Origin of the sequence: Desulfovibrio desulfuricans DSM 642, assembly GCF_000420465.1 — a bacterium.
GTDB lineage: Bacteria > Desulfobacterota > Desulfovibrionia > Desulfovibrionales > Desulfovibrionaceae > Desulfovibrio > Desulfovibrio desulfuricans.
On record NZ_ATUZ01000018.1, the window covers coordinates 109,101 to 132,063 of the forward strand.

Annotated in this window: 13 protein-coding genes; 7 read left to right on the forward strand and 6 right to left on the reverse strand. The window is 59.6% G+C overall.

The annotated features are described in order from the left end of the window. Window positions 1-9 precede the first annotated feature (9 nt). From G449_RS0113965 to mgtA, 3 genes are all read left to right on the forward strand, one after another. On the forward strand, window positions 10-2,034 hold the full coding sequence (locus G449_RS0113965) for a TIGR04326 family surface carbohydrate biosynthesis protein (RefSeq protein ID WP_022659939.1): 2,025 nt from the start codon (window positions 10-12) through the stop codon (window positions 2,032-2,034). After that, window positions 2,031-2,504 carry a C-GCAxxG-C-C family (seleno)protein gene (locus G449_RS17260; protein ID WP_081640579.1) on the forward strand — a complete coding sequence of 158 codons (474 nt, stop codon included), beginning with the start codon at window positions 2,031-2,033 and terminating at the stop codon, window positions 2,502-2,504. The genes G449_RS0113965 and G449_RS17260 overlap by 4 nt, the downstream gene beginning before the upstream one ends. A 274-nt stretch (window positions 2,505-2,778) precedes the next feature. Next, window positions 2,779-5,538 carry a magnesium-translocating P-type ATPase gene (gene mgtA / locus G449_RS17265; protein WP_022659941.1) on the forward strand — a complete coding sequence of 920 codons (2,760 nt, stop codon included), beginning with the start codon at window positions 2,779-2,781 and terminating at the stop codon, window positions 5,536-5,538. Window positions 5,539-5,677: 139 nt separating this feature from the next. Here the strand turns inward: mgtA and G449_RS17270 are convergent, their stop codons facing one another. From G449_RS17270 to G449_RS0114005, 6 genes are all read right to left on the reverse strand, one after another. Beyond that, window positions 5,678-6,880 carry an alpha/beta hydrolase family protein gene (locus G449_RS17270; RefSeq protein WP_022659942.1) on the reverse strand — a complete coding sequence of 401 codons (1,203 nt, stop codon included), beginning with the start codon at window positions 6,878-6,880 and terminating at the stop codon, window positions 5,678-5,680. A gap of 161 nt (window positions 6,881-7,041) precedes the next feature. Beyond that, window positions 7,042-9,084 carry a methyl-accepting chemotaxis protein gene (locus G449_RS0113985; protein WP_022659943.1) on the reverse strand — a complete coding sequence of 681 codons (2,043 nt, stop codon included), beginning with the start codon at window positions 9,082-9,084 and terminating at the stop codon, window positions 7,042-7,044. A 405-nt stretch (window positions 9,085-9,489) separates the two neighbouring features. Next, window positions 9,490-11,532 (reverse strand): methyl-accepting chemotaxis protein, encoded by a 2,043-nt coding sequence (locus tag G449_RS0113990; RefSeq protein WP_022659944.1) that lies wholly within the window; start codon window positions 11,530-11,532, stop codon window positions 9,490-9,492. Between the two features lie 264 nt (window positions 11,533-11,796). Further along, window positions 11,797-13,242 carry a threonine synthase gene (gene thrC, locus G449_RS0113995; protein ID WP_022659945.1) on the reverse strand — a complete coding sequence of 482 codons (1,446 nt, stop codon included), beginning with the start codon at window positions 13,240-13,242 and terminating at the stop codon, window positions 11,797-11,799. Between the two features lie 158 nt (window positions 13,243-13,400). After that, a complete protein-coding gene (gene plsY, locus G449_RS0114000) occupies window positions 13,401-14,015 on the reverse strand; it encodes a glycerol-3-phosphate 1-O-acyltransferase PlsY (protein WP_022659946.1) in 615 nt (204 codons plus the stop codon). A gap of 151 nt (window positions 14,016-14,166) precedes the next feature. Continuing rightward, on the reverse strand, window positions 14,167-16,317 hold the full coding sequence (locus G449_RS0114005) for a ribonuclease catalytic domain-containing protein (RefSeq protein WP_022659947.1): 2,151 nt from the start codon (window positions 16,315-16,317) through the stop codon (window positions 14,167-14,169). 206 nt (window positions 16,318-16,523) lie between these two features. On the opposite strand from G449_RS0114005, the gene G449_RS0114010 reads away from it, so the two are divergent. From G449_RS0114010 to G449_RS0114025, 4 genes are all read left to right on the forward strand, one after another. Then, window positions 16,524-18,365, forward strand: a complete 1,842-nt coding sequence (locus G449_RS0114010) for a triose-phosphate isomerase (RefSeq protein ID WP_022659948.1) — start codon at window positions 16,524-16,526, stop codon at window positions 18,363-18,365. Between the two features lie 14 nt (window positions 18,366-18,379). After that, window positions 18,380-19,522, forward strand: a complete 1,143-nt coding sequence (gene icd, locus G449_RS0114015; protein ID WP_022659949.1) for an NADP-dependent isocitrate dehydrogenase — start codon at window positions 18,380-18,382, stop codon at window positions 19,520-19,522. A 231-nt stretch (window positions 19,523-19,753) separates the two neighbouring features. Continuing rightward, window positions 19,754-20,437: a LysE family translocator gene (locus G449_RS0114020; protein ID WP_027181033.1), complete on the forward strand. Its 684-nt coding sequence runs from the start codon at window positions 19,754-19,756 to the stop codon at window positions 20,435-20,437. A 233-nt stretch (window positions 20,438-20,670) separates the two neighbouring features. Beyond that, on the forward strand, window positions 20,671-22,962 hold the full coding sequence (locus tag G449_RS0114025; RefSeq protein WP_022659952.1) for a hydratase: 2,292 nt from the start codon (window positions 20,671-20,673) through the stop codon (window positions 22,960-22,962). Window position 22,963 lies beyond the last annotated feature (1 nt).

The following is a 22,963-nucleotide window of genomic DNA, read 5'->3' on the forward strand; positions in this document are numbered from 1 at the left end:
GGGTTCAGCATGAAAGAGCTTGTTCTTGTTATTGGCCCGGCACTGCCGGATGCGGCACGCGCGCTGTGCACGGCCCCGGGCTACAGCCCCAGCGGCAAAGCCGAAACAGAGTCGGGTCAGGCCCTGCCCGAACGGCTTGTTGCCCACTGGGACGGGTGGGAAGCGCCCAATGGCGAAATTTCGCTGTCTGCGCGCCTGCGCGATGAACTGACGACCATCCGCGCCGAGCATATGGCCTGGGCACACGATTTGGGACGCATGCGCGTTGGCGGGCGCGAAGTGCAGCAGCATCTGCGTTGCGGCGAAAAGCTCTCCATGTGGTGGTGTTCGCTGCTGTACGAGCGCCATCCCAAAATGACGCCCGGCCTCTACACTGTTTACAAGCTGCGCACCCTTGAGCGCCTCATGGACGAGGGCGGATTTGCCTCCCTGCGCGTTTTTGGCGGGGATGAAGACCTGCGCGATGCGCTGGCCCGCATGTGCAAGTCAGGCCACAGGCTGTTTGCAGAAAACAGCGAAGCTCCGGTTCCGCTTGAGCCAGCCCGCAGTCTGCTGCGCAAGGTTTATGACGCAACGCCTCCCCCCTTGCGCGCGCTGGCCCGCTACGCCCACTGGTGGTGGACTGTACGCCGCCACATGCCGCCCGTTTCGGCCAAAAGCCCGTTGCCGCCAGCTCAGGGGCAGGCTGCCACCATCGCCACCTACTTTCCCAATGTGGACATGAAGGCAGCGGAAAATGGCCGCTATCGTTCCCGCTATTGGGAGAGCCTGCACGATGCGCTGAACGCGACCGCCGGGGTGGAGGCGCAAGAACAGGGGAGCGCCGGGAAGCATGCCCAGACCGCCGGGCACTTTGTGCGCTGGCTTTTCATCCGCTTTCCCGCGCCCCAGCTCAGTCTGGCCCAGTGCATTGCCCTGCGCGACCGCTTTCGCCGAGAAGGCAGGGACGGCGCGAGTTTTCATTATCTTGAAGAATTTCTGACCACAGGCGACCTCATAGCCGCCCTGTTCCGCTACGCGCGCCTGTGCCTTGCCAGCCTGCGGCTGGAAAAAGAAGCCCGCGCGGCCTTTCGTTTTGCAGGCTCGCAGATTGATTTCTGGGCCTACCTCGGCCCCTACTGGGCGGAATCGTTCCGGGGCTGGCGTTGCCTTGAGCGCTGCCTGCAACACCGGGCATTCAAGCGATATGCCGCTACGGCCGGCCCGCAGCGCTGGACGCTCTTCCCGCTGGAGAACTGCCCGTGGGAACGCATGCTCACTCAGGCCATGCACGAGGCAGACAACGGCCCCGTCATCGGCGCGCAGCACTCCACCATCCGGCCCACAGACTTTCGCTATTTTGACGACCCGCGCACCTTTACGGGAGAACTGGCAGAATTTCAGCCCGATATGGTGCGGGGCAACGGGCAGTCCGCCTGCTCGCAGTGGCGCGAGGCAGGAGTGCCCGCCGAACGGCTGGGCGAAGTGGAAGCCCTGCGTTACCTCTATCTGGCCCACAATGACGCGCAAAATGCCACTGCTGCGAGCCATAATTCCACGCCTGCTCCCCGGCGATTGCTGGCCGTAACCAGCTTTTTTGCGGACGAAACCGAGGCCCATCTGGCCCTGCTTGCCCGTTCGCTGCATGCAGGCCTGCTTGACGGCTGGGAAATCCGCGTAAAGCCGCACCCCTACCTGCCGGTTCAGGAAAGGCTGCACGCCCTGCTGGGCCGCCGTGCGCTGGACGTGCAGGTCGTGGACGGCCCCATTGCCGACCAGCTTGCCCCCGGCGTGGTGGTCTGGGCCTCCAATTCCACCACCGTGGCGCTTGAAGCCGCCATCAAGGGGCTGCCCGTGGTGGCCATGCTGCCCACAGACGACTTTGACCTCTGCCCCCTGCAAGATGTAGCCAGCCTGCCGCGCACCGGCAGCGTGGATGATGTGGCCTGCGCGCTGCGAACTGCAGCGCCTCTGCACCTTCCACCTGAATATCTTGACCTGAACGTCGATCTTCCCAGATGGGAAACACTGCTGCACCTGAGAGGAAAACCATGAGTACGCATGACAGAGTGGCCGCCCTGGTGCGCCACTACTATTGGGACAGAGATCTCAACTGCGCCCGCACAACCCTGCGCTGCCTGGAAAACGTTCTCAAAGAACCGCTGCACCCGCAGATATACACTGCCACAGTGGGTTGCCACGGCGCTGGAGGCACTGGCGGGCAGTGCGGCCTTGTGGAGGGCGGCTTGCTGCTTATCGGCCTGCGCGGCGCAGAACTGGGCAAGGAAGAATCAGAAATTGTTGATCTGTGCGCGCAGTTTGCCGCCCTGTTCACTGAACGCTTCGGCAGCCTCTCCTGCAAGGCTTTGCGGCCCGGCGGCATCCACCCCAATGATCCACCGCATCTTTGCGAATCCGTTTCGGTAGACGCCATATGTTTTTTGCATGACTTTCTTGACGAAATGGCACAATCCGCCGAGCCAAACCGCAGAAAACCTGGATTTGAAGCCGATACGGCAGAGTAGAGTTCAAATCCCACCCTTTGACAACAATGCCCGGAGCGAATAGGTTCCGCGCAGATGGCCTTTTGCGGCCATACGCTTTTTATGCGTCTGCCCTCTGGCAGACGGTCACCCTCAAACCTATGGAAGGAGCATCCTACATGTCGTCCGACAGTTGCCACAGTTCCCCTTCGGAACCTGACAGTTTACGTCGCACCACTCTTTCCACGCCATTCCGTTCCCGTAGCTGAATATCTTCCTGCGGGTAACGCGTTGCGCGTGCTCCCAGGAGGATTTTATGGTTCTGCGCTCTTTTCTGCCGCACGGCCTTGTTGTGCCGCTTGCCCGTTTTTTTGGCCGCAAAGGCCACGCCGCCTCACATACCGTCAGTACGGAACTGGTTCGCCAGGCTGCAACCCGCCTGCTTGATGCCGCCCGCGTTGAAACGGACGAAGCCTTGCAGACGTTCAACTCCTCACCCGATGGTCTTACCCGCCATCAGGTGCATGAGATGCGCCAGCAGTACGGGGCCAATATCCTTGCCGCCAAGGACAGGGACAGCCTGCCCAAACGCCTGTTCACCTCGTTTATCAATCCCTTCAGCGTTGTGCTCCTTCTGCTGGCCTGCATTTCTTTCTTTACCGACTATCTGCTGGCAGCTGCCGGAGAAAAAGACCTCACCGCCGTTATTATCGTGACGGTCATGGTCTGCATAAGCGGCGTGCTGCATTTCGTGCAGGAGGCCCGCTCCGGCAATGCCGTGTCCCGCCTTGAATCGCTGGTCAAAACCACCATTGAAGTGGTGCGCGAGGGCGAGGGCAAGGAACTGCCCATCAATTCCTTGGTGGTGGGCGATGTGGTGCGCCTGGCCGCAGGCGACATGATCCCCGCCGACATACGCATCCTGCGGGCCAAGGATCTTTTTGTCAGCCAGTCTTCCCTCACGGGCGAAAGCGAACCTGTGGAAAAGTTCCCCCATGCCCAGCCCTCCGGCACTGCCGCCGCCTCGCCCCTTGATTGCGACAATCTGGCCTTCATGGGCAGCAACGTTGTCAGCGGCGCGGCCTACGGCCTTGTGCTGGCTGTTGGCGGGGCCACCCTTTTCGGCTCTCTGGCGCGCCAGATCGCGGCCACCACCACGCCCACCAGCTTTGACAAAGGCGTGAATTCCGTTTCCTGGCTGCTTTTGCAGTTCATGATCTGCATGGCCCCGGTGGTGCTTTTTATCAACGGTTTCACCAAGGGCGACTGGGTGGAAGCCGCATTGTTTGCCCTTTCCATTGCCGTGGGCCTTACACCCGAGATGCTGCCCACTGTTGTATCGGCCAATCTTGTGCGCGGAGCCATGTTTATGGCCCGCAAAAAGGTTATTGCCCGCCGCCTCAACGCCATCCAGAATCTCGGGGCCATGGATGTGCTGTGTACCGACAAGACGGGCACCCTCACGCAAGACAGGATTGTGCTTGAGTATTCGCTCGATATTCACGGCACGGAAGACGCCCGAGTGCTGCGCCACGCCTTTTTGAACAGCTGGTTTCAGACCGGCCTCAAAAACCTGCTGGACGCCGCCATCGTCAACCACGCCGACGAACTGAGCATGCAGCCTCTGCGCAAGGAATACAGCCTTGTGGACGAAATGCCCTTTGATTTCAGCCGCCGCCGTATGAGTGTTGTGGTGGCCGACACCACGGGCAAGACCCAGATCATCACCAAGGGCGCGCTGGAAGAAATGCTGACCGTATGCGCCTATGCCGAATACCACGGGCAGGTCGAACCGCTCACGCCCGAGCTCCAGGCCGAAATACTCGAGCGCGTGCGCCGTTACAATAACGACGGCATGCGTGTGGTGGGCGTGGCGCACAAAACCATGTCCGCGACGAGCGGAGTTTTTTCTGTGGCGGACGAAAAAGACATGGTGCTGCTGGGCTATCTGGCCTTTCTTGATCCGCCCAAGGATTCCGCATCAAAGGCGCTGGCCGCGCTCAACGAGCACGGCGTGCGCGTAAAGGTGCTGACAGGCGACAACGATGCCGTTACCCGCAGCGTATGCCGTCAGGTGGGGCTGCCGGGCAAAAATATTCTGCTGGGCGCAGAAATAGAGGCTATGGACGACGCGGCCCTGAAAGCCGCCGTTGAACAAGCCGACATTTTCGCCAAGCTCAGCCCGCGCCAAAAAGCCCGCATTGTGACCTGCCTGCGCGGCAACGGCCATGTGGTGGGCTTTATGGGCGACGGCATCAACGATGCCCCGGCCATGAAGAACGCCGATGTGGGTATTTCCGTCGATTCCGCTGTGGACGTGGCGCGGGAATCCGCGGGCGTCATCCTGCTGGAAAAAGACCTCACAGTGCTTGAAGCCGGTGTAATGGAAGGCCGCCGCACCTATGCAAATATAATAAAATATATAAAAATTACGGTTAGTTCAAACTTCGGCAACATGTTTTCCGTGCTGGCGGCCAGTGTATTTCTGCCGTTCCTGCCCATGACGCCCCTACAGATTCTGGTGCTCAACCTGCTCTACGATGTCTCCTGCACGGCCATGCCCTGGGACAATGTGGATGAGGAGTTTCTGCGCAAGCCCCGCAACTGGAACACGGACAGCATCCGGCGGTTCATGTTCTGGCTCGGGCCTACCAGCTCGGTCTTTGACCTCACAACCTACGCCTTGCTGTTCTGGGTAATCTGCCCTGCAGTAGTGCCTCTGCCAGCAGGCGGCTGGCAGGCCATGAGCAGCACCGACCAGGCAAGCTTTACCGCCCTGTTTCAGGCGGGCTGGTTTGTGGAATCGCTGTGGACGCAGACAATGGTCATCCACATGTTGCGCACCCCGGGCATTCCCCTGCTGCACAGCCGCGCCGCATGGCAGGTGACCCTGCTCACGGGCCTTGGCGTTGCCGTGGGCACGGCCATTCCCTTTACCGCGCTGGGTCAGGGGCTGGATATGGGCGCGCTGCCCGCCAGCTACTTCCCCTGGCTGGCTGCGGTGCTCGCGGGCTATCTTGCCCTGGCCACGTTGGTAAAGGGGGCCTTTATGCGCCGCTACAACACATGGTTATAAAAAAACTGCGGTCAGGGGGCTGATTTTCAGCCTCCTGACCGCAGGGCCAAAAATCCCGTCAGCAGAGCAATCCTGTCTTTTGAATTGTCTTTTGTTCCCGGCAAGGCTGTTTTAAACAACCAGCGGACAAGGGAACTGCTTAGCGTTTGCTGTCAAAAAAATCCTTCTGATCCCCCACCCCATACAAAAACGCACCCCGGTGGTCGGCGGTGTCGCCAGCATACACGGCCTCAGCCCTGGCACCCCCGGCGGTGATGGTGTAGCCCACTGCAAGGGTGGACACGTAGGGCGGCATGACCTCATCCACCTTGCCGTAATAGTAGCGGCAAGGTGTTGCCGAGCGCCACATGAAGGCCTGATTGTCGCGCAATCTGCGAAAAAATGTGTCCATACCCGCCGAGGATTGCGCCATAACTTCCTCTTGCACCAGATCGGCAACCTTGGCGGGTAGTTGCGGTTTCAGCTCTTCCCAGCCGATATTGTTTTCGTAAAAATCACGGCAAGCAGCCTGATACTCTGGCTTGATGATGGTCTGGGGCAGGCCGGGCATGTCGTAATAGTAGGCGTAGGAATAGGTAAACAGAATAACGCTGCCCGCGAGCCACGTGGCATCAAGCGATGAGGGGTTGTTTATCCAGCGGGTCAGCAACAGGTACAGATCGGCTGGCGTAGCCGCCGTTGCCGCCGCCTTGACGGGCATGCTCAGGGATTCGAGCCGATGGCGGAACTGCTGGGTGCTCCAGCTGCCCTGCGACCAGCCGCTGAGATACAGGCCATCCTCTTCAATACCCATATCCGCCAGCACTGCGCGGGCGGCAAAAAGCATATCCATGCAGGCCTGCACTGTTGCCTCGCGCACCATGTAGCTGTCCGGCTCTGTGGAATCCCCCTTGCCGATGTAGTCCGCACCTATCACCACATAACCGTTCCCCGCCAGCCGCGCGGTTACAATGCGCGTTTCATCCGATTCCTCGGGGCGGGAGGGCACCGCCGTGCGGGTAAATACCGTGCCATGCTGGTATGAAACCACGGGCAGCTTCTTTTGCGTGGTTTGCGGCACCGCCACAAGACCGGAAGCAAGCGTGGGCCGATTGCCCTGTTCCGGAATCATGGTTGTATACAGCACCTTGTACAGGCTCACGCCATTGGCGGCTTCCGGGTACGGCATCTTGAAATTGCTGAATGCCGCCACTTCTGACGTAAGAATTTTGTTCAGCCGTTCAACGCTGTAGTCGCCGATGTGCGTATAGCGCACGCCGGAGGCAACGTCCTTGTAATCTGCCGCGCTGGCAGTTACCGCCAGCAGCATGAACAAAAAAACAATGATTGTGGTCTGCCGCATGGAGCCTCCGGGTTTGCTGGTGTTTTTTCCACACTACTGATGCAGCGTTCTTTTGCAAGCATCTGTGGGCAGCCCAAAAAGCTGACCCGGAAAAACCATATGAAAAGGGGCCCTGCCATGCGGCAAGGCCCCCCCCGTATTGGTTACGTACAGCCGGGCGGCTAATGCCCGGATTTCAAATTGCTGATAAGCCCGCGCAGCACCTGGGCCTGCTGGGCCATGTCGGAAACCGCCCCGGCAGAATGCTGCATGGCGGAACTGGTTTCGAGCGAAATACGGTTCACATCTTCAATGGAGCGGTTAATCTCCTCGCTGGTCGAAGACTGTTCTTCCGCAGCTGTGGCGATGGATTGCACCTGCTGGGCTGTGGCGTCCACCAGATTCACAATTTCATGCAGGGCCTCGCCCGAGGTGCCCGCAAGCGTGGTGGCGGTGTCAATCATACCCACTACCTGCTCCACGTTGCCCACGTTCTTGCGGGTGCCGTTCTGGATATCGCGGATGGCGTCGCCCACTTCCTTGGTGGCGGTCATGGTCTTTTCCGCCAGTTTGCGCACTTCATCAGCAACCACGGCAAACCCACGCCCGGCTTCGCCAGCGCGCGCCGCTTCAATGGCCGCATTGAGGGCCAGCAAATTGGTCTGGTCGGCAATATCCGAAATAACGCCCAGGATCTGCCCCGTACTCTCGGCCTGCTTGCCGAGCGTGGTCATTTCCGATTTCAGTTCCACGGCGCTGGTCTGGATGCGGCTGATATCCGTTATCACGCTGGCCACCACATCCGCGCCGCTTTCAGCCTTGCTCTTTGCGGCCTTGGCGGATTCCGCCGCCTGCCCGGCGTTGCGCGCAACTTCAAGCACGGTGGCGTTCATTTCTTCCATGGCTGTGGCTGTTTCGCCCACGCGGACAGTCTGGCTTTCAGCGCCACGGCTGGCCTGTTCCACCTGCGCCGAAAGTTCTTCCGAAGCCGTGGTTACGGCCTCCACAACGCCTTCAAGCTCGGTGGCGGCATGCAGCATGCCATCGGCCTTGGCCTTTTCCGCAGCCATGCGGGCGGCTTCGGCCTCTCTGGTTGCGCTGGCTGCGCGTTCCGATTCTTCTTGCGCCAGACGGCTTTTTCCGTCAGCCTCGGCTATCTTGTCTTTAAGGCTGCCCACCATGCTGCGCAGGCTGTCTGCCAGATGACCAATTTCATTACGCCGCACAAGCGTCAGGCTGCGCTCAAGCTCACCCGCCGCCACCGACCGGGCATAGGATTCCAGCTCTTGCAGGGGTTTGACGATGATCTTTTCAAGGGCCAGCAGGGTAATACCCACAAGCAGCAGGATTGCGGCAAAGCCAGCGCAAACCATGATGTTGCGCTGGTTGTTGGCCGAGGCTTCGATCTCCGCGCGATCCATGGTGATGACAACCTTCCAGTTCCAGCCCGGAACCGGCGCCCACGCCAGCATTTTTTCCACGCCGCCACGGGTGAAGGATTCCACGCCCGACGGCGTGGCAAGAATATGGGCAATCCCTTCTTCCTTGGAAACATCCTTAAGCACGCGCTCACTGTCGGGGTGGCCGACCATGACGCCCGTGGGCGCGACAATAAACGGATAGCCCGTTTTGCCCAGATGGATGTCGTTAATGTAGTTTTCCATCAGGCCGTCAATGGCATAGGCCATGCCCACGCCGCCAATGACTTTGCCGCTGTCGTCCACTATGGCATCGGCAACGCCCACAATGGCCTTGCCCGTGATCGAGCTCTTTGACGGTGTGTCGCTCAGGCCGGGCTTGCCCTTGAACGTCTGGCGAATGTACTCGCGGTGGGCAAAATTTTTGAGGCTGCCTTCCTTGCCGTGAACACGGTTGATCAGCTGGGTGCCTTCCGTGTCAAACAGAAAGAAGGAGTTTACTTCGTCTGCCGAGCGCGACATGGCCGAGAGAAAACCTGCGGCCTCGCCATTATCGTGCCGGTTACGCAAATATTCCTTGAGGGCAGGTTGCAGCACCGCTCCGTGCAGCACCATCTGCTGCTGTTCGCCAAAGTCGCCCAGCGACTTGGCAATGGTGCCAGCCAGGAGGCGCATCTGATCAACGCTTGACGTCAGGCTGGCCTCATAGCTGTAGCGGGCGACCACGACAATCAGGGCCGACTGCACCGCAAATACTACCCCGCCCACAAGAAGCATCATTGCCATTCTGATGCTGCGTACCGACATAAACTAGCCTCCTCACTGCAAAACAGATCATTTCAATTCAGGCTGTCCACTGCGATCTTGCTAAAAACATCAAAATGAAGGCGAGTGCAATATATATTCCAATATATCAAGATATTTTATTTTTTGTTTATTATTTGAAATAACTAAGTATTTATTATTATCTGGCTCTTGATTCCTTCACGCCACGTCCCCATATGTTCACATTTGTTAACACTGATATTAAAATAATTAACAGTGATGCCTAAACGTGCGCCTTGTGGATAGGGGCAAAAACAGGGTGAAAAAAGCGGCCCCCACATCAGCAGGAGCCGCTTCCAGTCAGGTAGCAAGGACTGATTTTAAAACATTTCAGCAACAAATTCAGTCCGGCAGAGCATATCTGCCTCTGCTTTTCTTCGCCCCTGGCTAATTTCCGGATTTCATACTGGCGATAAGTCCGCGCAGCACCTGGGCTTGCTGGGCCATTTCTGAAACCGCTCCGGCGGAATGCTGCATGGCGGAGCTGGTTTCGAGCGAAATACGGTTCACGTCCTCAATGGAGCGGTTGATCTCCTCACTGGTGGAGGATTGCTCTTCCGCAGCCGTGGCGATGGACTGCACCTGCTGGGCAGTGGCGTCCACCAGCTCCACAATTTCATTCAGGGCTTCGCCCGAGGTGCTTGCAAGCGTGGTGGCGGTGTCAATCATACCCACTACCTGCTCCACATTGCCCACGTTTTTGCGGGTGCCGTTCTGGATATCGCGGATGGCATCGCCCACTTCCTTGGTGGCGGTCATGGTTTTTTCCGCCAGTTTGCGTACTTCATCGGCTACCACGGCAAATCCACGTCCGGCTTCGCCAGCGCGCGCCGCTTCAATGGCCGCATTGAGGGCCAGCAGATTGGTTTGGTCGGCGATATCCGAAATAACGCCCAGGATCTGCCCCGTACTCTCGGCCTGCTTGCCGAGCGTGGTCATTTCCGTTTTCAGTTCCACGGCGCTGGTCTGGATGCGGCTGATGTCCTTTACCACGCTGGCCACCACTTCGGCACCGCTTTCAGCCTTGCTCTTGGCGGTTTTGGCGGATTCCGCCGCCTGCCCGGCGTTGCGAGCCACTTCAAGCACGGTGGCGTTCATTTCTTCCATGGCGGTGGCTGTTTCACCCACACGGGCAGTCTGGCTTTCAGCACCACGGCTGGCCTGTTCCACCTGGGCCGAGAGTTCTTCCGAAGCCGTGGTTACGGCTTCCACAACGCCTTCAAGCTCGGTAGCGGCATGCAGCATGCCATCGGCCTTGGCCTGTTCGGCGGCCATGCGCGCGGCTTCGGCCTCTTTTGTTGCGCTGGCTGCGCGTTCAGATTCTTCCTGAGCCAGACGGCTTTTCCCATCGGCCTCGGCTATCTTGGCCTTGAGGCTGCTCACCATACTGCGCAGGCTGTCTGCCAACTTGCCGATTTCATTGCGCAGGTTGATTGTCAGAGAGGATTCAAGATTGCCGTCCGCAACGTCTGAAGCAAAAGCCTGCAACTGCCGCAAGGGGCGCACAACAACCTTGTCCAGCGCAAACAGGCAGATGCCCACCAAGGCCAGAATAGTAACAAAGCCGAGCACCAGCATGACGTTGCGCTGCTCGCGGGCCGGGGCTTCTATTTCATCAAGGGCCATGGTCACGCCTACGCGCCAGTTCCAGTTGGGAGCCACATCCCAGGCCAGCATGCGCTTTTCGCCTTCACGCATAAATTCCACGCCGCTGCCGGAATCAACCTTGACCATATCGCTGACGCCCGGTTCACCGGCCATATTCTTGAGGATGTAATCGCTGTTTACGTGGCTGATCACAACGCCCTGGGGCGAAACAACAATGACGCGGCCCGTCTTGCCAATACTGATTGCCTTGAGATTTTTTGTCAGGCTGTCGATGTCGTATGACATGCCCACGCCGCCCACGACCTTGCCTTTATCGTCAAGGATGGGTGCGGTCACGCTGACGATAAGCTTGCCCGTGGCTATACTTTTTGTAGGTGCGGAACTGAAGCCCGGCTTGTTGGCCAGGGCGGCCTTGATGTATTCGCGGTCGGCAAGGTCGCTGAGCTTGCCGGCCTGCCCCTGCGCGTAGGTAATGAGCTGTTTCCCGGCGGTATCAAAGAGGTAAATGGTGTTGATTTCAGGCGCGGCTTTGGACATGGCAGCAAGAAAAACTTCCGCGCCTTTTTTGTCTTCGCCCGTGAGCAGGAAGTCACGCAGTCGTGGCGGTTTGGAAACACCGTTGATGAACATGCTGAGCTGGGTTCCAAAATCGCCCAGGGATTTGCTTACCGTGTCCGCGGTGAGATCCATTTCGTGAGTGCTTGCCTTAAGGTTCGCCTCATCCCCCATGCGCGTTACGACAACAACCAGAGCCGACTGCACCGCCAGTACCACGATGCTGATGACCAGCAACATGGCAGTTCTGATACTGCGTGAAAACATAACAGCTTCCTTTACGTAATAAAACTAGTCACCTGAACACCTTGATTCATAGCATTTCATATGCGGCATTCCCTCATTTCTGAAGGACGATAATTCTCCATGGGGACACGCCAAGACAGGCCGCAGCGTGGCTGTTATCCGCATAATGCCATCAACGCGGCGTTCCCTGCGCTGGCGAGGTATTGCCGCACAGCAAAAAAGAAGCGGCAGCGCAACAGACCTGCGCTGCCGCTTCTTTGATTATCGGCTTCTATAATATAAACTTTACTTTTTTTGTAAAGAAAGTCGATTTGCCACGGCATCCGCCCCCATGCGGGCAAATTCGGCCACTTCGCGCCCCTGACGCGCGCTTTCTGGCAGGAGCAGCTCCGGCTTGTTGGCCAGGCTCTTGTCGGGCGTGACGCCGTACTCCGCCGGGAAGGAATCGTTGAAATACATGTCCTGAAAACCTGCGAACTTGAGGGCATGGGCCGTTGCGTCAAGCACGGCATGCTCCTTGTTGCTGATCAGGCCAAGGGCCTTGGCGTTCATGAGGCCCGCGAGGCACTCGCCGCCCTGGGTGCAGGCAATGTGGCCGTGACGGTTGGCAACAATCATGGCATCCATGATCTGCTGCTCGGTCACGCGCACCACCTGAAAGGCCCCTTCGCCGCCCTTTTCGATAAACATCTCCGCCAGCTTGCGCACACGCGGGAAGGAAACGGGGTTGCCGATCATGGCGGCCTGCGCCACGCTGGGCGTGACGGTCACTGGCTGCCAGTGGCGGGCATCCTTGGGCGCATCGTAATAACGCCACACCGGGTCGGCATGCTCGGACTGCACGCCAAACACGCGGGGCAGCGAGGTGATGATGCCAAGCTCAAGCATTTTCAGGAAGCCGCACATGATGGCCGTGATGTTGCCCGCATTGCCGATGGGCACAAAGAGGCACAGATCGGTCATGTCCCACCCGTACCACTGGGCTGTTTCATACGCGTAGGATTCCTGCCCGAGGATGCGCCAGCTGTTCTTGGAATTGAGCAGGGCCACGCGGTAATTTTCTGCCAGCAGCTCGACCACCTTCATGCAGTCGTCAAACACGCCGGGCAGTTCAAGCACTGTTGCTCCGCTGCCAAGCGGCTGCGAAAGCTGCTGGGGCGTTACCTTGCCGTGGGGCAGAAGCACCACGCTCTTGAGGGGCGCGCCCACATACGAGGCGTAGAGGGCCGCCGCCGCCGAGGTGTCGCCAGTGGAGGCGCACACGGTCAGCACTTCGTCCCACTTGTTGCGGCGGCACAGCCACTTGAGGTAGCTGAACGCGCAGGCCATGCCGCGATCCTTGAAGGACGCGCTGGGGTTCTGACCATCGTTCTTGTAGGCAAAGGGCACGCCCACGCGGTCACGCAGGGCCGGGGCCGCTTCAATAATCGGCGTGATGCCTTCGCCCAGATACACGATATCGTCTTCGTCCAGCAGGGGAGCAAGCAGCTCGTAAAAACGGAATATCCCCCGAAGCGCGGTGCTGCGGCTGGCGGAGCGGGCGTCAAAAAGCTCGCGCCACTCTGCGCCGCTGCGCTCTTTCAGTTTGTCGAAATCCAGGTTTTCCAGCAGAAACACGCCGCCGCACTGCGGGCAGGTGTACAGCAGGCTGTCGCCGGGATGACGCGCGCCACAGTCAAGACAAACATACTCCATGCGGCCGCGATAGGCCGGAAAATCCGCATGCGCCATGAGAGAAACTCCTTGATAATTGCATCAGGAAGGGGCTTTGCAATCCCCATCCTCACCCCCGGTTCACAAAAACATTTTGCGGCCAGGGGCGCTTGTGGCTCTGACAATGGCGGCACAGCAGGCCGCAGCATTGCCGAAATCTGCGGGAAAGCCAGGGGCTATCCCTTGTCTTCCTGCTTTTCCGAATGCTTGCCCTTGAGCCAGCTTTTTTCGGTGCCTGCGCGCAAGCGCGCGATATTTTCCTTGTGCTTCCAGACCACCACGGCCAGCACGCACAGGGAAAGAGGCAGCCACACCCATTGGCCTGTAACCGCCAGAGCCACAACCAGCGCGGCAACGAGGCTCAGGGAACCCAGCGAAACAAAGCCGCTGCGCCAGATGATCAGACAGCACAGGGCAGAAGCTGCCAGCAACTGCCAGAAAGCCAGGGGCATGAACACGCCTATGCTGGTGGCAACAGCCTTGCCGCCCTTGAACTTCATGAAGCAGGAAAACACATGTCCAAGCACGCAGGCCAAGCCCACTACGCTGACAAATAGGGGCGAGGGATTGATGCGGAACGCAAGCCACACCGGCAGCGCGCCCTTGCAGACGTCGCACGCAAGGGTTGCCACACCCCAGCCAAAGCCGCACAGACGCGCCACATTGGTGGCCCCGGTGTTGCGGCTGCCGCTCTCACGCGGGTCCAGACGGCAAAAGGTCTTGGCGATAACAAGGCCCCACGGCACGGAACCAAGCACATAGGCCAGAGCAATCCACAATACTTCCAGCATATAGTTCTCCGCTGCAACTCTCTGAAAATACGGACAGATATGCCCGCAAACCCAAACAGTCCCCTAAAAAAACACCACTGCATGGCAGCGCAAGAGGCTGCTGGCGCGCATGCCGGACCGGGATGCTGCCCGACGGAAACGAAAGGCCGGTCTAGCCCGCCGTAACCGCTTCCAGAATCATGATTTCATTATACAGGGGCTGCACCTTGCCAATACGCACATCCACGGCAAGGCCGGGGTGCGAGCGCTCGTCAAAGAGCCGCCTTTTACCGCGCACAAACATGCCCTGATCAGGCAGGCTCACAGTAATAAAAGCATCGTTTTCTTCAGTGATAACGCCGTTCCACCAGACCTTGTCGCCCTTCTGGCGGAAGAACAGCAGCTTCCAGTAGCGCGGGCGGAAGCGCTGCACCTGCCCCGCCGCGTCCAGCGCGGGCGAAAGCACGTTGAGCAGGTCTGTCAGCTCGGCTTCTGTCCAGCGCGGCGCGCCAGTGCGGAAAAAATGCACCAACTGTTCTTCGTTGACAAGGTCGGGATAACGCCTGAGCGGCGAGGTCACAGGGGTGTAGCGGGCAAGCCCGAGGGCCGCGTGGGGCCGGGCCTGCACCTCAAGGCCTGAGGGCGTGAGCGCGCGCATGATGCGCGTCATGTCCTGCGGACTTGTCCAGATGCCCGCGTATTCCCTGGGCAGGGCCACATCCTGCACACGGTGCAGCATGGCGACGCCGTGATCGGCGGCCCACTGGGCCACAGCGGCGCTGGCAAGGATCATCATTTCCGCCACCAGCATCTGCGCGTCCGAGGCCTGATAATCCAGCCCAACTTCCACGCGCACATCTGCCCCTTCGCCCTCAAGACGTATCACAGGGTCGGGCCTGTCCATAATTACCGCTCCGTCCGCAATGCGGGCGGTCTGCCGCTGACGGGCAAGTTCAAGGCCCAGACGCAGCTGTCCGGCATAGGGGGTGGCAGCATTCTGCGGCAGGGGTTCGCCTGCGGCCTGCGCGTCAAGCACGGCCTGGCTGTCCACATAGGTCAGGTTGGCGGCAAGGCTGGTCTGCACAACCGAAATTTCACACTCGCCAAGGGTGCCATCCGCCGCCACATGCACGAGCACGCTCAGTGCGGGACGCGTCTGGCCCGCCAGCAGCGAGTAGGCGTCAGTGCCCAGTACTTCGGGCAGCATGTGGCAGTCGCCTTCCGGCAGATAGATGCTGGTGCCGCGGTGCAGCACCATCTTGTCCAGCGGCCCGCCAAAATTCCAGAACAGCGAGGGGCAGGCCAGCATGAGGGTCAGGGCCCAGCCATCGCCCTCCGCCTCCACATGAAAGGCATCGTCCACGTCGCGCGTAGTTGCGCTGTCTATGCTGATGCAGGGCAGATCGCAGACATCAAGGCTGCCTTCCTGCCCATCGTTGACAAGGGTAGTCAGGGGGTCGCGCCCTGCGGCGGCAAGGGAGTCTACCTCATCGGCGCAGGCCTGCCACCATGTGTCGCCCGAGGCATAGCCCGCACGGTCAAGCCAGAAATTATAGTGCGGCGGCACCTTGCCCCAGGCCACCAGCAGTTGCAGGGGCAGATGCGGCACATCCGGCATGCCCTTGCTCAGGGTGCGCCAGATGTTTTCCCATTCCTGACTTTCAGGATCAATCATGCGGGAAAAAAGAACTTCTTCCAGGCGCTCGGCCACTTCCTGCGAGGGCCATTCGCCAAGGGCAGCGCCCTCGCGCGGGGGCTGGGGCAGCTCGCGCTTGCGGCAGGCAACATCCCACAAAAGGCGTAGAAAGGCGGCTCCGCCTGCAATGAGCGATTCGCGCTCAAGGCGGATTTTCTCCTCGGCCATGCGTTTTTCAACCATGTCGGCAGAAAAAACCTGAAAATCCGGGGGCTGAAAACGAAAATGACTTTTGCAGGCCAGCAGGGCGCGGCCATAGGCAGCCACATGATCGGTGGTGGGATCGCTTTCAAAAAGCTCGGCAAACCAGCTTGCCGGGGCCGCTTCCACCTCTCCCTGGGCGAGTTCCCACACGTCCATGACAGGAATTTGGGCGGCCATGTCTTCGCGGGTTTTTCTGTGCGCTTCAAGCACGCGCACGGCGTCTTCCCGTCCCATGTCCGCCCCGTGCATGGGCCCTATCCAGGGCAGCAGGCGCGAAGAATTGAGCCGGGTTTCCCTTCTGTTGGGCAACAGCAGCCGCAGCCTGCCCCCGACCTCTTCAGTGACCAGGGCAATCTGCACGGCATTGCCTTCCATATATTCCACCACGCAACCCGGCGCCGGGTAGCGCACACAATCAGACATGCCCGCTCCTTCAGAAAAAGCGCGTCCGCTCTCCCATAGACCGTCGCGCTTGCAGCCAAAGACATTCCTTTATTTTTGGCCTTCTGGCAAGTGCCACCGGGGGCGCAGCGCCAGACATACTGGACGCAAGGGCTGTAAACCGCTATATTAGCGGCTTACGGCAACAATTTTTACCACTCGCATAGCGCGAGCAGGGCGGACACCCAATGAGCAACATTATTCACCAAACTGGAGGCAGCCGTACCCTGGTCATGCAGGAGCCGGAAAAACCGCAGCTCTACCGTGAGCTTTTCCCTTACACCAGCGTTTGCCGCACCTCGTTTGACGAGGTTCTGCTGTCCCCCCGGCCGGCAGATCAGATGCGCATTACCGACACGACCTTTCGCGACGGCCAGCAGGCCCGCCCCCCCTATACGGTCAAGCAAGTGGCAAAGATGTTCGATTTTCTGCACCGACTCGGCGGAAAAACAGGACTCATCACGGCTTCGGAATTTTTTCTGTACTCGGCCAAAGACCGCAAATGCATTGATGTATGCCGCGCCAGAGGCTACCGCTTTCCGCGTGTGACCGCCTGGATACGCGCCACCAAGGACGACCTCAAGCTCGCGCGCGACATGGAATTTGACGAAACCGGCATGCTCACCAGCGTGTCGGACTACCATATTTTTCTCAAGCTGGGCAAAACCCGCCAGCAGGCCATGGACATGTACGTGGGCATGGCCGAGCAGGCGCTGGAATGGGGCATCATCCCCCGCTGCCACTTTGAAGACGTGACCAGAGCCGATATTTACGGCTTCTGCCTGCCCTTGGCCCAGCGGCTCATGGAGCTTTCGCGCGAGAGCGGCATGCCGGTCAAAATCCGTCTGTGCGACACCATGGGCTACGGCGTTCCCTACCCCGGCGCGGCGCTGCCCCGATCGGTGCAGCGCATTGTGCGCTGCTTTACGGACGAGGCTGGCGTTCCCGGCCAGTGGCTTGAATGGCACGGGCACAACGACTTCCACAAGGTGCTGGTCAACGGCGTTACCGCATGGCTTTATGGATGCGGCGCGGTCAACGGCACGCTGTTCGGCTTTGGCGAGCGCACGGGCAACACCCCGCTGGAAGCCCTGCTGGTGGAATACATTTCGCTTACGGGCGACGATGCCGCCGCAGACACCACAATTCTGAACGAAGTTGCCGAGTTCTTTGAAAAAGAACTGCACTACCGCATTCCCCACAACTATCCCTTTGTGGGCCGCGACTTCAACGCCACCAGCGCGGGCGTGCACGCCGATGGCCTGGCCAAGAACGAAGAGATCTACAACATCTTCGACACCAAGCATCTGCTTGGCCGCCCGGTGCCCATCATCATTACCGACAAGACGGGCCGCGCTGGCGTTGCCTACTGGATCAACGCCAACCTCAATCTGCCCAACGACCAGCAGGTCTCCAAAAAGCACCCTGCCGTGGGCCAGATATATGACGCCATCATGGCCGTGTACGAAGAAACGGGCCGCACCACCAGCTTCTCTCACGAAGAAATGGAAGCTCTGGTACAGCGCTTCATGCCCGAGCTCTTTGCATCCGAATACGACCATATGAAGCAACTTGCTGGCGAACTTTCGGCCAACATCATCATTCGCCTTGCCCGCAGCAAGGATCTGCTGGATCTCAACAAGCATGCCTGCGCGCGGCTTGATGAATTTGTACGCGAATTCCCCTTTATCCAGTACTGCTACCTCACAGACGATCAGGGCAAGCTGCGCTGCTCTGCCATTACCGACCCGGTCTACAAGGAAACCTACGAGGCTCTGCCCATCGGCTACGATTTTTCGGAGCGCGAATGGTTCAAGATGCCCATGAAAACCGGCGACCTGCACATCATGGATGTGTACCAGTCGCACTTTACGAGCAAGCTCATCATCACCGTTTCATGCGCGGTGACGGATGACAAGGACAACATCGTGGGCGTCATTGGCGTGGACATCCAGCTTGAACTGCTTCTGAAACGCGCGCGCGCCCTTCAGCAGGAAGTGGCGGCAGCAGACGACAGCGACAACGACTAAGGTAAGGAAATTCCATGAACAAGAGAATCTACTGGATCGAAGGCGATGGCATTGGCCCCGAAATCTGGAAGGCCGCGCGCCCTGTCATTGAAGCTGCCCTTGCTGCCGAAAATACCGGCATCAATCTGGAGTGGACAGAGCTGCTGGCGGGCGACAAGGCCGTGAAAGAAACTGGCTCTCCCCTGCCGGAAGAAACCATGCAGACCCTGCGCAGCGCAGAACTTGCCATGAAGGGCCCCCTCGGCACCCCCGTGGGAACGGGTATCCGCAGCCTCAACGTGGCTTTGCGCCAGGGGCTTGATCTCTACGCCTGCATCCGCCCGGTGCGTCACTTTGAAGGGCTTGAAACTCCCGTCAAACACCCCGAGCGCGTCAACATGGTCATTTTCCGCGAAAATACCGAAGACGTTTACGCCGGTGTGGAATTTGCCGCGGGGACCCCCGAGGCCCGCAAGCTTATCACCTTCCTGCGTGAAGAACTGGGCGTGAACAAAGTGGGCGATGCCGCCGCAGTGGGCATCAAACCCATGACCGAGGCTGGCTCCAAGCGTCTGGTGCGCCGCGCCCTTCGCTTTGCCCTGGACCAGAAGCAGCAGAGCCTCACCCTTGTGCACAAGGGCAATATCATGAAGTTCACCGAAGGCGCCTTCCGCCAGTGGGGCTACGATGTGGCCGCGCAGGAATTTGGCGACCTCACCTGCACGGAAAAGGAACCCGTGGCTGGGCGTCTGGTGATCAAAGACCGCATTGCCGACGCCATGTTCCAGGAGGCGCTGCTGCGCCCCGAGCAGTACCAGATTCTCGCCACGCCCAACCTCAACGGAGACTATATCTCTGACGCGCTGGCGGCGCAGGTGGGCGGCCTTGGGCTGGCCCCCGGCGTCAACATGTCGGACACCCTGGCCTTTTACGAAGCCACCCACGGCACGGCTCCCACCATTGCGGGCAAGAACAAGGCCAACCCCGGCAGCGTCATTTTGTGCGGCGCGCTGATGCTTGAACACATCGGCGTGCCCAAGGCGGCCGAGCGCATCCGCAATGCCGTGAGCAAGGCCATTGCCGCCAAGGCCGTGACCGAAGACCTCGCCGCTCAGGTGCCCGGTTCGCGCACTGTGGGTTGCGTGGAGTTCGGCGAAATCATCGGCGCAAATCTGTAGATATGTTAGCCCGTAGCCGAAAGGTTACGGGCTTTACTTCTGCATGCTGCGCGGGCCAGATGCATGGCTAGTCATACGGCCAATTGCCCGGCCAGATGCATACTCTTGAAGGTAGAATATGAAGAAAAGGAGTGTCTTTACGGCTCTGTTCGGAGGTCAACCGACTGACGGGCGCAACCGCAAGGTGCTCCTTTTATTCCTCCTGCTCTGGCTTGAATGAAGGACTACACCATGATTTCACTGGACAATCTGCTGCTGTTTGTTCCTCTGGCGGCAATTCTAGTCATATTGCCCGGGCCTGATTTTGCGCTTATTGCCAAAATTTCGCTCATGAATGGTCGCCCGCAGGGGCAGGCCTCGGCAGTGGGCGTGGCCCTTGGCATCTGTGTGCACACCACGGCAGCCATGCTGGGCATTTCGGCCATCATCGCCCAGTCCGTGCTGTGGTTCAGCATCCTCAAATATGTGGGCGCGGCCTATCTGGTGTGGCTGGGCATTCAGGCCATACGCGCCGGGCAACGTGCTGGCCAGCCTGTAAGCGCGGCGGTAGTTAAAACGGCGCCGGAGCCGAATCCCGCCCGGTCAGTGCAACGTCTGACGTTGCGCCAATGGCTGCACTTCTTCGGCCAGGGCTTTCTGACCAATGCGCTGAATCCCAAGGCTGTGCTGATTTTTCTGACTTTTCTCCCCCAGTTCATGGATCCCCACGCACCGCTTGCCCCGCAGTTTCTCACCCTGGGAAGCATCATGTCTGGACTGTGTCTGTTCTGGTATGTGCCGCTGGCCTATATGTTGGGCCGCATCCGGCACATCTTTGAGAACAGCCGCTTCCAGAAGTGGATGCAGCGCTGCACTGGCCTTGTGTTCATAGCCTTTGGCCTCAAACTGGCCACGGCGCAAGCTGGAGCCGATTAACTTTGAGAATATGCATTCTCCAAGGTTAAGACACGCACGTTCCGGCGCTTAACAGCGCAAGCAAATAGCGTTGCTGTCTTCATCCGTAAGGCTCACAAGTTCGCCAACGGCTGAAGCTGCGTTACGCCTACACGGCGGGCGTCTGCTTATGCAGGCGCCAGAGCATTTCAGCTTTGAAATACTCTAGCTAACCCGCGGCGCGCCAGCGACCCGCAAACCCCTGAAGGTCTGCCATGATCGAAATTGTGAACAGTTCTGTGGTGATTGACGCCAACGGCATAAACATGGCTGAAGAAGCCCGCGCCAAGGGCGTGGACATTGAAGCCGCCCGCAAAAACAGCCTTTCCGCCCGCATTCTGGCGGCGCACAATACCGGCACGGACGACAACGTGCTGCGCATCCGCTTTGACGCAATGGCCTCGCACGACATCACCTACGTGGGTATTGTGCAGACGGCCCGCGCCAGCGGCCTCAAGGAATTTCCCGTCCCTTACGCACTGACCAACTGCCACAACAGCCTGTGCGCCGTGGGCGGCACCATCAACGAGGACGACCATCTCTTCGGTCTTTCCGCTGCCCGCAAGTACGGCGGCATCTTTGTGCCCCCGCATCTGGCGGTCATCCACCAGTATGTGCGCGAAATGATGACCAAGTGCGGCGGCATGATCCTTGGATCAGACAGCCACACCCGCTACGGCGCGCTGGGCGTCATGGCCATTGGCGAAGGCGGGCCGGAACTGGTCAAGCAGCTGCTTGGCAAGACCTACGATGTGACCAATCCGCAAAAGGTTGTGGTATGGCTTGAGGGCGCGCCTCGCCCCGGCGTTGGCCCGCAGGACGTGGCTCTTGCCATCATTGGCGCGGTGTTCAAAAACGGCTTTGTGAAGAACAAGGTCATGGAATTCATGGGCCCCGGCGTGGCGGGTCTTTCTGTGGAATACCGCTGCGGCATTGACGTCATGACCACGGAAACCACCTGTCTGTCGTCCATCTGGACCACTGACGAAAAGGTGCGCGACTACATGGCCATGCACGGCCGCGCGGACGACTACGCCGAGCTGCGGCTTGAAAGCCCGGCCTGCTACGATGGCCTTATCCGCGTTGATCTGAGCAGGATTGTGCCCATGATCGCCCTGCCCTTCCACCCCAGCAACGTGTACCCCGTGGCCGAAGTTGCCAAGCACGGGGCCGAACTGTTGGCCGAAGTGGAAGCCGAAGCCCTGCGCCAGTTTGGTGATGCGGCCAAGGGCCTGAACATGCGCGCCAAGGTGCGCGATGGCGGCGTGTGGGTGGATCAGGGCATCATTGCTGGCTGCGCTGGCGGCAATTTTGAAAATATCGCCCTGGCTGCCGCCATTCTGGACGGCAAATCCACGGGCAATCAGGCCTTCAATCTGGCCGTGTACCCCGCCAGCGAACCGCAGGGCCTTGCGCTCGTCAAAAACGGCGCAACCGCCAAGCTCATGCTTGCAGGCGCGGTGATGAAGACGGCCTTCTGCGGCCCCTGTTTCGGCGCTGGCGATACCCCGGCCCACGGGGCGCTCTCCATCCGCCACACCACCCGCAACTTCCCCAACCGCGAAGGCTCCAAGCCTTCCAACGGGCAGGTTTCCACGGTGGCCCTCATGGACGCCCGCTCCATCGCCGCCACTGCGGCCAACGGCGGTCGCCTCACCCCGGCAACAGAGCTTGACTGGTCAGCGCCCGCGCTGGCCAATGTCGATCTTTCCTACTCCTTTGAGCCGCTCATCTACCACAGCCGCGTGTACAACGGCTTTGGCAAGGCGGAACCCGAAGCCCAGCTCGTGCGCGGCCCCAACATTGCCGACTGGCCGAGCATGAGCCCCCTGCCCGAACATCTGCTCCTGCAGGTGGTAAGCGTGATCACCGACCCGGTCACCACTACGGACGAGCTGATTCCCTCCGGCGAAACTTCGTCCCTGCGCTCCAACCCGCTCAAACTGGCGGAATACACGCTTTCCCGCAAAGACCCCGGCTATGTGGACCGCGCCAAGGCCGTCAACGCCATGGAAGCCGCCCGCCTCGCCAATCCCGCCGATGCGGAACTGCTTGCCAAGGCGCGGGGACTCTTTGCTGTGTGCGGTCTTGACGTGTTGCAGGGCGCAGCCGACCTCAAGCAGGTGGGCCTTGGCTCCACAATCTTTGCCGTAAAGCCCGGCGATGGCTCGGCCCGCGAACAGGCGGCTTCCTGCCAGAAAGTGCTGGGCGGCTGGGCCAACATGGCTGTTGAATACGCCACCAAGCGTTACCGCTCCAACCTTATCAACTGGGGCATGCTGCCCTTTATTGTTGATCCCTCGCTGGCTGACAGCCTGAAAGTCGGCGACTGGCTTGTGGTGCCCAACGTGCGCAGCGCCGTGCAGAACGCCGACCCCAGCTTCACCGGCTACGTTGCCAGCGAAGGCGGGCAGGCTCAGCAGATCAGCCTGGCCCTCAAGGAACTGACCAGTGATGAACGCAAGATCATCCTCAATGGCTGCCTGATCAACTTCTACAACAGCTAGG

Excerpts from the sequence above, each read along its gene's own strand:
- G449_RS0113965 (WP_022659939.1), top strand. The coding sequence starts at position 10 with ATGAAAGAGCTTGTTCTTGTTATTGGCCCGGCACTGCCGGATGCGGCA.
- G449_RS17260 (WP_081640579.1), top strand. The coding sequence starts at position 2,031 with ATGAGTACGCATGACAGAGTGGCCGCCCTGGTGCGCCACTACTATTGG.
- mgtA (WP_022659941.1), top strand. The coding sequence starts at position 2,779 with ATGGTTCTGCGCTCTTTTCTGCCGCACGGCCTTGTTGTGCCGCTTGCC.
- G449_RS17270 (WP_022659942.1), bottom strand. The coding sequence starts at position 6,880 with ATGCGGCAGACCACAATCATTGTTTTTTTGTTCATGCTGCTGGCGGTA.
- G449_RS0113985 (WP_022659943.1), bottom strand. The coding sequence starts at position 9,084 with ATGTCGGTACGCAGCATCAGAATGGCAATGATGCTTCTTGTGGGCGGG.
- G449_RS0113990 (WP_022659944.1), bottom strand. The coding sequence starts at position 11,532 with ATGTTTTCACGCAGTATCAGAACTGCCATGTTGCTGGTCATCAGCATC.
- thrC (WP_022659945.1), bottom strand. The coding sequence starts at position 13,242 with ATGGCGCATGCGGATTTTCCGGCCTATCGCGGCCGCATGGAGTATGTT.
- plsY (WP_022659946.1), bottom strand. The coding sequence starts at position 14,015 with ATGCTGGAAGTATTGTGGATTGCTCTGGCCTATGTGCTTGGTTCCGTG.
- G449_RS0114005 (WP_022659947.1), bottom strand. The coding sequence starts at position 16,317 with ATGTCTGATTGTGTGCGCTACCCGGCGCCGGGTTGCGTGGTGGAATAT.
- G449_RS0114010 (WP_022659948.1), top strand. The coding sequence starts at position 16,524 with ATGAGCAACATTATTCACCAAACTGGAGGCAGCCGTACCCTGGTCATG.
- icd (WP_022659949.1), top strand. The coding sequence starts at position 18,380 with ATGAACAAGAGAATCTACTGGATCGAAGGCGATGGCATTGGCCCCGAA.
- G449_RS0114020 (WP_027181033.1), top strand. The coding sequence starts at position 19,754 with ATGATTTCACTGGACAATCTGCTGCTGTTTGTTCCTCTGGCGGCAATT.
- G449_RS0114025 (WP_022659952.1), top strand. The coding sequence starts at position 20,671 with ATGATCGAAATTGTGAACAGTTCTGTGGTGATTGACGCCAACGGCATA.